Here is a 12,030-nt window from a genome sequence, read left to right as displayed (position 1 = left end):
AGATTATATCGTGAAAGAATTCCAACTTATCGAACAATTTTTCCGTGATAAAGGTCAGCAACGTCGAGATGTGCATTTAGGCATTGGCGATGACTGTGCATTAGTCCAACCGGCGGAAAACACATCTATTGCCATATCTTGCGACACCCTAGTCGAGAATGTCCATTTTTTACCGACAATGCCAGCTTATGAGCTTGGCTATAAATCTGTAGCGGTAAATTTATCCGATCTTGCTGCCATGGGCGCAGATCCGGCGTGGATGACGTTAGCGCTAACCTTGCCAGATGTTGATAATGAGTGGTTAGCGCAATTTAGCCAAGGGCTATTTGAAGCGGCTGAATATTACAGTGTTAGTCTGATCGGTGGTGATACCACCCGCGGGCCTCGCTGCATCAATATTACTATTCATGGTCAAGTGCCAACCGGTAAAGCATTAACCCGTAGTGGCGCGAAAATTGGTGACTGGGTGTATGTTACTGGCACTTTGGGTGACTCTGCCCTTGGGCTTGATATCCTGTTGGGCAAAAAAGAAGTCGCACATCAACATAAAGAATTTTTAATTAACCGTCACTATCATCCAACGCCTAGAATACTAGCGGGTCAAGCGCTACGCTCTTTAGCAACCAGTGCCATTGATTTATCTGACGGTTTATTTTCTGATATTCAGCACGTTTTAAAGGCATCTAATGTGGGTGCGATTATTGATGTGAATGAATTACCGCTATCGGAATCATTACAAGCATCATTGAGCCCTAATGAAGCAACTAGTTATGCGTTAACTGGTGGCGAAGATTATGAGTTGATGTTTACTGTACCAGAATCTCAACGTGGCGCTTTGGATATTGCACTGATCCACGCTGGGGTTAAATTTATTAAAGTAGGTCAAATTTGTGCCGGCGAAAAGTTACGCTTAGTGGCTGATGGCAAACCTTTTGAGCTAGAAAAAAATAGTTTTGAGCATTTCTAATGAAGTTTATTTCAACCGATCCAGCCGTTAAGAAATTAACCTTAACAAACCCTGTACACTTTTTAGCATTAGGTTTTGGCAGTGGTTTAGCCGCCAAAGCCCCGGGCACCTTTGGTACCCTTGCCGCAGTGCCGATTGTGTACTTGATGAGCTTTTTAAGCCTATCGGCTTTTATTTTTATCACGCTAATTAGCTGCCTTGTTGGTATTTATATTTGTGATAAAGCCGCTAAAGATATGGGCGTTCATGATCATGGCGCAATTGTGTGGGATGAAGTCGCAGGCTTAATGATCACCATGATTGCCGCCCCTGCTGGGGTAATTTGGTTAGTGGTTGGTTTTGCGTTATTTCGTTTTTTCGATATTTTAAAACCGTGGCCAATTCGTTGGCTCGACGCTAAAGTGCATGGCGGTTTTGGGATCATGATTGATGATGTATTAGCGGGGATTTTCTCGTTAATTTGTTTACAGTTGTTGGCTTATTATATTTAACCAATGATACTTTAATCTCTTTAAAGCTAATCCCATTAAACGTTAAGCCCACTTCATAGTGGGCTTTTTAATGGGCGATGATTAATGGATGATGCTTAAAGCTGCAAGATTATTGCAATAGCTCTCTAGCATTCGCTAAGGTATTTTCAGTTATCACATCACCCGCAAGTAGTCTTGCTAGCTCATTGACTCGCTCTTGTTTATCCAATGACTTCATATTCGTCTCAGTGCCGCCACTTTTGGTGAATTTATTCACTAGCATATGTTGGTGACCATTACCTGCAACTTGCGGTAAATGCGTCACACAGAGCACCTGAGTTGATTGACCTAAGCTGCGTAGCATTCTTCCCACAACTGCTGCAGTAGGTCCTGAAATACCTACATCCACTTCATCGAATATCAAGGTTGGTGTTGATACCTTTTTAGCGGTGATAACCTGAATACCAAGCCCAATACGTGACAATTCGCCACCAGAAGCTACTTTGGCAATGGGCTGCATCGGTTGACCGGGGTTGGTGGTAACCAAGAATTCAACTTGATCACAACCAGAAACTGATTGTAGTTCTGGGTTAAAATTCACCTCAATGCAGAATCTGCCTTTGGGCATATTTAACTCTTGAATCGATTGGGTGACTAACTTATTAAGCTCTTTAGCATAGCGGTTACGGCTATGGCTGAGTTTTTGGGCGCTAATTACGTAAGCTTTTTTGCTTTCATCTACTTGCTGCTGAATTTCATCAAGCCTTGTGGCATCGTTATTAAGCTCGCTAAGTTCAGCTTTTAAAGCTTGGTGATGCTCAAACAGTTGCTCAGAGCTCACATGGTGTTTTCTTGATAATTGCATCGCCTTTGAAATGCGCTGCTCAAGGTAAGCAAAGTGTTCAGGATCGAGTTCTATTCGGCTTAAATAGTCCTGAACTTCGCTGCTGCTTTCCTGCACTTGAATTAACGCTTCATTGAGCATTTGAGCAATATTACTTAGTTGTGGGTCAAACTCAGTTAGGTTCTCAGCTAAGCCCACGACCCGATTAAGTAAAGATTCAATATTGGCTTCATCGTCATCACACAGTAATTGCAGGCTGGATTGGCAGGTATCAATTAACTCTGTGCCGTTAGCAAGGCGTTTATGCTCTTGCTCAATCTCAATAAATTCACCGGCTTTAAGATCAAACTCATCAAGCTCTTCAACTTGATATTGCACTAGCTGTTTTCTGGCGATACGCTCTTGCTGATTTTGTTGTAATTGTTTCAGTTCATTTTCGATTAACTTACAGCGTTGATAGCTTTTGCTTACCCCATCAAGCAATAATTTATGGTTGGCGTAGCTATCAAGAAGGGTCAGTTGATGCTCGCTTTTTAACATTGCATGATGCGCGTGTTGGCCGTGAATACCGACAAATAATTGCCCTAGAGATTTAAGCTGGGCTAACGGAACTGGATTACCATTTATATAGGCACGTGAGCGGCCATCGGCATTAATTGTTCTTCTTAAGATACATTCGTCTTCGACATCAAGGTCATTGTCCTCTAGCCAGCGCTTAGCAAATGGCACATCATCTAAGCTAAAGCGGGCACTCACTTCGGCTTTGGTTGCACCTGGTCTAACGCTATTGGCATCTGAGCGATTACCAAGGCATAAGCCCAGGGCATCAATAGCAATGGATTTACCAGCACCGGTCTCACCAGTAATGCTGGTCATGCCAGCTTTAAAGTCGAGTTCTAGAAAACGTACAATTGCGAAATTATTAATGCTTAATTGGCACAGCATAATCAATCCTTGTGTGAATAACCATCAAACCACTGTATCCGCATACAGTTTACACTGTTTTTATATACAGTAAAGTACTGTATAAAAAATGGTGCTGATTTTTTATACGAGGATTAAACCAAGGCGCTTAAGATTTTTTCAATAATGGGCAAACTAATAAAGGTGGCTGTAGTGCTGATCAATATGCACTTGGCACTTGATAAGGCATAGATTTGGTAACGCTGTGCCAGTAAGTAAACACTTGCTGCTGTCGGCAGTGCCGCCAGAATGACGCCCATAAAAACTAGCTCAGACTCCACCTTAAAATAGCTTAATAAAACATAGGCAAATAACGGCTGGACAATGAGTTTTAAACTATTCAGCAAGCTCATTTCAAGGGCGATATTATGTTTTTTAGGCCCAGCTTTTGCGCCGCGATGCATGGCTTTAGCTAACACCATGCCAATGGCAAATAAGGCGCAGGGGCTAGAGGTGTTTCCGATTAACCGAAACATCATGCTGATACTGTCAGGTAGGTTTATTTTGAGCGCTGATACCAATACCCCTAGGGCGCAACCAATAACGATGGGGTTGGTGATTAATGCGTTGAGCATAATCATAATAGGATGACGTTGTTGGGTTTTATTCACCGCAAGTTCCATGCTCACCAGTGCAAATGCGAACATGATAATGGACAGTAGACTGGCAATGGCTGCGGTGGCGATGGCTTGATTGTTATCAGGATACAAGTTCATCATTAAAGGGATCCCAATAAAGGCGGTATTACCAAAACTGGTGTTTAGGCCTCTAATTGCAGCTAGCGCGGGCTGTTTATTGTCTGCAAGGGTTGAGATGATCACTGTAATACAATATGTGCCCGCCATAGCGAGGCCAAAGGCGAATATAAATCCCCATTGCAGAATATCGTTAATGTCAGTTTCGGCCAGTGCAATAAATAAAATAGCAGGGAAGGCGATATAGTAGACGTATTTATTTAGCGCCGAGTCACTATCTTGGGGGAGTAATTTAAGTTTCTGGACACTAAAGCCAATAACCATGATGCCAAAAACAGCGATAAGTGGGGTTAGGATACTAGGCAAGCTTGATTCCTTTTTAGGACCTTGAATGAAATATCAATAATGTGGGCGTTGGATATCTTACTTTAATGGCGCCAATAAGATATTAGATAAAGGTAAGGTATGAGATGAATCTAAGTTATTCAAATAAGTTAAGTTTTTAAATTAAACTAAGATAAGAAAAACTGCATAGATCTGATACGACAAGGAGGATGTAAATGTTGCCCATCAGGTTGGCATTAGAGTATAAAGCTATCTGTTAGCGGTATCTTTAATAAGGGCATGATGACAGGCCCTTATTAAAGAGTGCTATTGCTACTTAAAGAGTGCTATTGCTACTTTAAAAGTATCATTGCTGCAGACTGATGCCGATATTAGACACGCCAGCATCAATGATTTCTTTGCGTAATTCCTTAATGAATTCAGGTGTGATTTTTGTTGTTTCTTCAATCACATCTAATAACATTCCTTGTAAGTGCTTCTCTTCTTGCATTACAGGATGGTTAAATACGAACTCTTCTACAACATCTTCATTCATGACGTCTTCAAGTTCTTCAATGCTAATGGCTTCAATATAGTTGGCCACTGTACTTGATGATAATTTACTGACGTTGGTAATATCTTCTTCGATTTTAGCTTGTATGCCACCGAGTAAAGTCGATAACGCTACAGCAGCATCCATTGCAGGATAAACACCGTAGGCTTCAAAATCTGCAGGCTCAGGGGTATTTTCATCTAAACGCTGTAAGTGAATATCGTAATTAAACTTAAGCTTTTTATCGTATTGTGATTGCCAAAGTAAATCCAATACTGTGCTTAATACTTTAGGCTCGCCAAACTCACACACTTCGGAGAAAAGGGCGTAATTGGGCAGCATGCGCTGACATAGCGCGGTCGCAAAAAGTTGCTTTTGAGGTAATGACAGCGCTTTTAAACGCTTAAAAAAACCGGGTTTATTGCTCATAGGGAACATCCGCTGATAACTGTGATATCACTTGATTTGCTGCTGATTCTACCTTAGTTAGCTCGTCAAGTAACTCAAGTATTTCAGGTTCTAAGTCTTCGATGTTGGTTTTGTGCTTTAACGCAGACTCTAATTCTTGGCAAAGTTTTTGGGTGTTGGGCACCCCACAATAACAACTCGCTCCATGAAGTTTATGCACGGTTTGCAGCATAAGCGAACTATTGCTGCTTTTTAATGCCGTTTCTATGTCGCTGACACTTTCAGGCAGTGAGTCCACCAACATTTGCAGCATCTCTAATGCTAAATCCGGTTTTTGATTGGTTTGTGCTAAGCACAGCTCCCAATTAAGGGTATGCATATCAAAGTGGGTAAATTTGGGTTTATTTATCCAGCGATCAATCACCCCTTTTAATGCCGCTTCATCAATGGGTTTTGGCAGATAACCGTCCATGCCGCTACCTAAAATTAATTCTCGCTCTTCAGCGATAGCGTGGGCTGTTACCGCAATAATAGGTGTATTGCGGTTAAGTGAGTCTTGGCGGATAAGTTTGGTTGCTGTAACCCCATCAGTGCCGGGCATTTGAATGTCCATAAAGATAACATCGAAGGCTTGTTTTTGGGCATAGCTCACGGCTTCATCACCGTTATTGACAGAGATGACATTAACCACCAACTCTTTCAGTAGGGTATCGATTAGCTTTAAGTTAGCAAGGTTGTCATCAACAGCAAGTACGCTCAAATTCTTGCGCTCATACACAGTCGCGGGTAGTGACTCGGTTAATAGCGCTGTTTGAGTGGGTGGATGAATTAAGTGGTTAGCCAACTCGTAGTCACTCACTGGCATACTGAGTAAAATATCGCTATTAGGCCTCAATGCTTGGTTTAATATTTTTTGCTGCTCGATGCAATCATGAAGCAAGACTAAACATGAGGTCTTTTCCCTCGCCATGCTTAAACAGCTTAATAACTGCTCTTTATCACTAAAGCCATGGCAGTTAAGCAGAATATAATCGTAATGCACTTTGCTTGATGAAAGCGTTGACTCTAAATGGCTAATTTGGCCAACAGTGGTTAAATGTAGCCCCCACGCTTCAAAGCGGCGATTGAGCATATCGCGGCTTAGCTCTCTTGATTCAAATAACAACAGGGTTTTATTACGTAAAGAGTCCAAATGCAGCACTTCACCAATATGAAACTGGCTTAATTCCAATGGCAGCATGAACCAAAATGTTGAGCCTTGATTTGGAATTGAGGTAAAGCCAATTTGGCCGCCCATTTGGTTAATCAAACGTTTGGTGATCACTAAGCCCAAGCCGGTACCACCAAAGCGGCGTGAAATAGACGAGTCTGCTTGGCCAAAGGCCTGGAACAGATATTCTTGCTGACTTTCATCAATACCAATACCGGTATCAATTACTTCACAGCGCAGGGTGATATTTTCATCTTTTTGGCCTACAAGATGAATTTTCAAAATAACGCTACCTTGATCGGTAAACTTAATCGCATTGCCCAATAGGTTCGTCATGATTTGTGCAACCCGCATCGCATCACCGCTGACACTTTCAGGCACGTTGTCGTCAATATCAATAATCAGTTCGATGTCTTTTTCTTGAGCGCTGCCGGCCACAATGCTGACGGTTTCAGAAATGGTTTCCCGCAGGGCGAATGGCATTTTCTCTAAGACCATTTTACCGGCTTCTAATTTGGAGAAATCAAGAATGTCATTAATGATCCCCAGTAAGTTACTGGCGCTTCGTTCAATGGTTTTTATGTAATCTAACTGACTTGAGTGCAGCGGCGTTTTAATTAACTGCCGAGAAAATCCAATCACACCGTTTAGTGGTGTTCTTAATTCATGGGACATATTTGCTAAGAACTCTGATTTAATGCGACTGGCTTCAAGGGCGCGCTTTTTGGCTAAATCAAGCTCGACGTTTTGGATTTCAATTTGTTCAAGGGTTTCCCGTAAATCAGAGGTCGCTTGGTCAATGTTTTGCTGCATTTCATCGTGATATTCTGACAATGAACTAGCCATGGCATTAATGCCGCGCTTAAGTAAATCTAGCTCGCCGATTAATTGTCCATCAAGACGGGTGTCTAACTTACCTTCACGAATTTTTGCTACTACTCTTACCATTTCAGTAATGGGGTAGTTAACATGCTTAACCAAACGGAATGTGAAAAACAGATTCAGCTGCACCCCAATTAATACAATGACAAATGCGGCAATGGCGGCACGGTGTTGCTCAAGTAAGGCATTTTCTTTATTGAGTAATATTGAGATATACCCCAATATTTGTTGCCCTTCAGCATTGGTGATAATTTTTCTTGGGCCGTTGGCGGGCGAAATTGTCACCCCTTGCGGGTTAGTTTGTTGATTAACGCCGGTATAAGACATAATCGGCACCCGTATCACCATGGTGTCGTCGATGGTTTCATACTGAGTCGAAATTAAAGACTTTAACGCTGCTGTATAGCGCATACTCTCAAAATCTTTATGGTAGTGAGATGTTACAAATAATTGATTTTCATCATCAAAAATAGCAATTGAGTGAATAAGGGCAGAGTTGTTTAATTGCGATGCTGCCAGTAAACGTTTGCTGGCTTCTCTGTCTTCAGTGACCAGTCCGAACTCGCTGGCAATGGCCAAAGGCTCGACAATACTTCTACCTTGATTGATTAAGGTCTCTTCGAGTTCATAAAAACGGTTTATGGTGAAGTAACTTCCAAGTAGAATACCCACCATGACCGTTGGCGCTAACGCAAGTACCAGTACCCAAGAGCGAAGACTGTATTTGGTCATGTTGTTAGCATTTTTCATCGTGAAGACATTATTCCTAAAGACTTTTTATCTATGATGAGGACTAGACTGCCAGAAACAGAGCCGTCTTGACTAGTCATTTATTCAATACCTGAGGCCAAAATGGCACAATTTTTTAAAGCAAAACCAAACAAAACTAAACAACTGTCGGCCAAGTTGACTTTAACGGTATCACAACTTGATCATCTCGGTGCAGGTATTGCTCAACATGACGGCAAAGTGGTATTTATTCCTGGGGCTCTGCCCGGTGAAACGGTAACCGCGCAATTAATTGAACAAAAGAAAAAGTACGCTAAAGCTAAGCTGCTTAAAATTCAAATCGCAACCGATAAAAGAGTCGCGGCGCAATGCCCTCATTATCAGCAATGTGGTGGCTGCGACTTACAACATATGAGCATTGATGCGCAGCGCGAATATAAGCAAGATGCACTACAAAATTTAATGGGTAAGTTAGCGGTCAATATTGATGACAAGATCATGACTTCAATGATAACCGGTGAGCAATGGCATTATCGTCGTCGCGCACGGCTAGCTACGTTATTTGATAAAAAGACGAAGCATTTACAATTAGGCTTTCGAGCTGCCAATAGCAATAATATCGTTGATATTAAGCAGTGCGATGTATTGGCTGTAGCATTGTCGGCATTGATTGAACCCTTCTCAAACGTGCTTAATCAGTTACAAGCTAAAATGACACTCGGTCACCTTGAACTCACTGAAGCTGAAAATGGCATATTTGCAGTACTTAGAATCACCAAAGCATTGAAAACCGATGATGAGCAGCGCCTGAAAGCGTTTGCTTTGGAGCATCAAATACAGTTGTTAGTGCAAGATAATGATGGCGAACTGCGTTCGCTAGTCAGTGACGATCATATTGAATTACCCAAATATTTGTTAGCTAACGGCCAAGTCGAATGTCGATTTAGCCCGGGAAATTTTGTGCAGGTCAATGCTGATATTAACCAGCGTATGGTCGCACAGGCCATCGAGTGGCTAGATCCACAACAAGATGAACGAATTTTGGATTTATTTTGTGGGGTAGGTAATTTTAGTTTGCCCCTTGCTACCCAAGCCGCTGATGTTATTGGTGTTGAAGGCGTACCTGAAATGGTTACGCAGGCGAAACAAAATGCTGCTGATAACAACTTAACCAACCTGAGTTTTTTTCACGCTGATTTAAGTGCGGATTTATCTCAAGCCTCTTGGCTGGGCAAAATTGATAAACTATTGCTCGATCCTGCCAGAGCGGGGGCGTATGAAAGTTTGCAATGGTTATCTAAAATGAAGCCTAAAAAAGTGGTGTATGTGTCATGTAATCCGGCAAGTTTAGCCAGAGACAGCCAAGTATTAATCGAACAAGGCTATCAGCTTAAAAAACTAACCATGTTGGATATGTTTCCACAAACTCATCATATCGAAGCGATGGCATTGTTTGAAATTAAATAACTTGCTGCGCTGGCGTGGCAAACCAGTAAAATCAACTGTTTTTACTGCCAACTCAAACAGAAATACTGTTTGAAGATGACATTTTTTAAATTGATTAATATTAATTTGACATAAATAACTGAATGCTCAAGATGAAAGCATTAGAGTAAATAACACATCAACACAGATTCAGTTATTTGTACGCGTAAAAGTCAGTACCAATAAGGAAGTTAATTATGGTCTCAGTTCGAGAAGCACATTTTAATCTAGCCGATTTTAATATCGACGAATGGGTTATGCGTTATATCGATAACGCCGAAGAAGCCCTATTGTTACGGGATTTGATCCTGTATCTAGATATGTTGCCAACGAAATCTCCCGATGTACATCGGGCCTTGCTTGAGCGCGCCCGTGAAATGGTGGAAATTCTAGCGCCATTGAATATGGATATCGAGACCTTACAAGCTTCATTATTATTTATTGCTCATGATGCCGGTATTTTATCAATTGAAACAATTGAAGAAAAATATGGCGCTAGCTTAAGCAAGCTAGTGGCAAGCGTGGTGACCATGGAGGCTATTGGCGCCTTAAAAGTCAGTCCTGACTCTCGAACCGCCGAGCCGCAAATCGATAATATTCGTAAAATGTTATTGGCCATGGTCGAAGATGTACGCGCGGTAGTGGTTAAGCTTGCTGAGCGGGTAGCGCTACTTCGTGAAGTTAAAAATGCCGATGAAGAAACCCGGGTATTGTTGGCAAGAGAAGTGGTCGATATCTACGGCCCGCTTGCCAACCGTTTAGGAATTGGGCAATTAAAGTGGGAATTAGAAGATATCTCGTTTCGCTACCTGCACCCGACAGTTTACAAAGATATTGCCAAACAGTTAGATGGTAAACGTGTCGACAGAGAAGTGTTTATCGATAAGTTTGTTACCCAGCTGCAACAGCGTCTGGATAATGACCAAATTCGCGCGAAAGTCTATGGCCGCCCGAAACACATCTATAGCATCTGGCGTAAGATGAAAGGCAAAGACTTGAAGTTTGATGAGCTGTTTGATGTGCGCGCGGTGCGTATTGTCACAGAGCGCCTCCAAGATTGTTATGGTGCTTTAGGTGTCGTGCATACCCTTTGGCATCATATTCCCCGTGAGTTTGATGATTATGTGGCCAACCCTAAACCCAATGGTTACCAATCAATTCATACCGTGGTCGTTGGCCCTGAAGGTAAAACGGTAGAGATTCAAATTCGTACTGAAGCTATGCATCAGGACTCAGAACTTGGGGTCGCAGCCCATTGGAAGTACAAAGAAGGCTCTGCTGGTGGCAAGCAAAGTGGCTATGAAGAAAAAATTAATTGGCTACGTAAAATTTTGCTGTGGCAAGAAGATGTTGCTGAAACCGGAAACCTGGTTGATGAAGTCCGCAGCCAAGTATTTGAGGACAGAGTCTATGTGTTTACCCCTAATGGCGAAGTGGTTGATTTACCATTAGGCTCCACCGTGCTCGATTTTGCTTACTACATTCATTCCCATGTGGGCCATAAATGTATTGGCGCCAAAGTCGATGGCCGTATTGTGCCCTTTACTTATCAAGTTGAAACCGGTGAGCGTATTGAAATCATTACCTCAAAGCATCCTAATCCGAAGCGCGATTGGTTAAATCCAAATTTAGGCTACATCAAGTCGTCTCGCTCTCGCTCGAAAATTCAGCATTGGTTCAAGCAGCAAGACCGCGATAAAAACATGGTGGCAGGGAAAGAATTACTTGAGGCTGAACTTAACCGTGTCTCACTTCATTTAAAAGATGCCAAAGTTGCGGTTGAGCGCTTTAATATGAACTCCATGGATGACATGTTAGCGGCTATTGGTGGCGGTGATTTACGCTTAAACCAAGTGGTGAATTACATTGAAACCAGTTTACGCAAAACTGAAGTGACCGAACAAGAGATTGTTGAAGAGCTCATTAAACGCTCGAATCCGAAACCAGCCCGTAAAGGCAAAGGTCAGGTAGAAGTAAATGGTGTTGGTAATTTATTAAGCCATATTGCCAGCTGCTGTAAACCGGTACCGGGTGATGAAATTTTTGGTTATATCACCATGGGCCGCGGCGTGTCAGTGCACCGCAGTGACTGCTCACAGGTTAAAGAGCTAATGCGCGCCCATCCAGAGCGCAGTGTCGAAGTGGTGTGGGGAGAAAACTATTCTGGCGGTTATCGGATTAAAGTACGGGTGATAGCTCATGATCGCAGTGGTTTACTGCGAGATGTCACCACAGTACTGGCGGCTGAAAAGTCCAATGTAATGGCAATGAGTTCAACCTCTGATGAAAAAAACCAAACCGCTACCGTTGAGCTAGAACTTGAACTGTATAACCTCGATGGCTTGTCACGGATATTATCAAAATTAGGCCAAGTTGAAGGTGTGACCGAAGCCAGACGATTATAGTATTAAATCCCAACGGCGCACTTTAGTGTCAAAAGATAAGGTGATAAATCGAAAGGTTTGTCACCTTTATTTTAACTTATCAGCCAGTTTAGGCC

8 protein-coding genes are annotated in these 12,030 nt (G+C 42.3%); 4 read left to right on the top strand and 4 right to left on the bottom strand.

Annotated features, from left to right (window positions below; genetic code table 11):
* Positions 1–10: 10 nt before the first annotated feature.
* Both thiL and AB4140_RS04430 read left to right on the top strand, forming a co-directional pair.
* Positions 11–967, top strand: a complete 957-nt coding sequence (gene thiL, locus AB4140_RS04435) for a thiamine-phosphate kinase (RefSeq protein ID WP_102438054.1) — start codon at positions 11–13, stop codon at positions 965–967.
* On the top strand, positions 967–1,458 hold the full coding sequence (locus AB4140_RS04430) for a phosphatidylglycerophosphatase A (RefSeq protein ID WP_102438056.1): 492 nt from the start codon (positions 967–969) through the stop codon (positions 1,456–1,458). Before thiL ends, AB4140_RS04430 begins: the two co-directional genes overlap by 1 nt.
* 109 nt (positions 1,459–1,567) lie before the next feature.
* Here AB4140_RS04430 and recN read toward each other — a convergent pair whose 3' ends face one another.
* The 4 genes from recN to barA form a co-directional block, all read right to left on the bottom strand.
* Positions 1,568–3,226 carry a DNA repair protein RecN gene (gene recN / locus AB4140_RS04425; RefSeq protein WP_102438058.1) on the bottom strand — a complete coding sequence of 553 codons (1,659 nt, stop codon included), beginning with the start codon at positions 3,224–3,226 and terminating at the stop codon, positions 1,568–1,570.
* A 113-nt stretch (positions 3,227–3,339) separates the two neighbouring features.
* Entirely contained in the window at positions 3,340–4,305 is a 966-nt protein-coding gene (locus AB4140_RS04420; RefSeq protein WP_371999920.1) for an AEC family transporter, read from the bottom strand.
* Positions 4,306–4,630: 325 nt separating this feature from the next.
* Positions 4,631–5,245, bottom strand: coding sequence for a YjaG family protein (locus AB4140_RS04415; RefSeq protein WP_076543013.1), 615 nt, complete (start codon positions 5,243–5,245; stop codon positions 4,631–4,633).
* Positions 5,235–8,066, bottom strand: a complete 2,832-nt coding sequence (barA, locus tag AB4140_RS04410; protein ID WP_303412208.1) for a two-component sensor histidine kinase BarA — start codon at positions 8,064–8,066, stop codon at positions 5,235–5,237. Before barA ends, AB4140_RS04415 begins: the two co-directional genes overlap by 11 nt.
* A 102-nt stretch (positions 8,067–8,168) precedes the next feature.
* On the opposite strand from barA, the gene rlmD reads away from it, so the two are divergent.
* Both rlmD and relA read left to right on the top strand, forming a co-directional pair.
* The gene (gene rlmD, locus AB4140_RS04405) at positions 8,169–9,512 is read left to right on the top strand and encodes a 23S rRNA (uracil(1939)-C(5))-methyltransferase RlmD (protein WP_102438064.1); all 1,344 of its coding nucleotides are present in this window, start codon (positions 8,169–8,171) and stop codon (positions 9,510–9,512) included.
* A gap of 215 nt (positions 9,513–9,727) precedes the next feature.
* Positions 9,728–11,935 (top strand): GTP diphosphokinase, encoded by a 2,208-nt coding sequence (relA, locus tag AB4140_RS04400; RefSeq protein ID WP_102438066.1) that lies wholly within the window; start codon positions 9,728–9,730, stop codon positions 11,933–11,935.
* The last annotated feature ends 95 nt before the right edge of the window (positions 11,936–12,030 follow it).

The organism is Shewanella sp. 10N.286.51.B2 (assembly GCF_041469265.1).
Classification (GTDB): Bacteria; Pseudomonadota; Gammaproteobacteria; order Enterobacterales; family Shewanellaceae; genus Shewanella.
The sequence above is the reverse complement of the archived record's forward strand: the minus strand, read 5'-3'. Positions and strand labels throughout refer to the sequence as shown.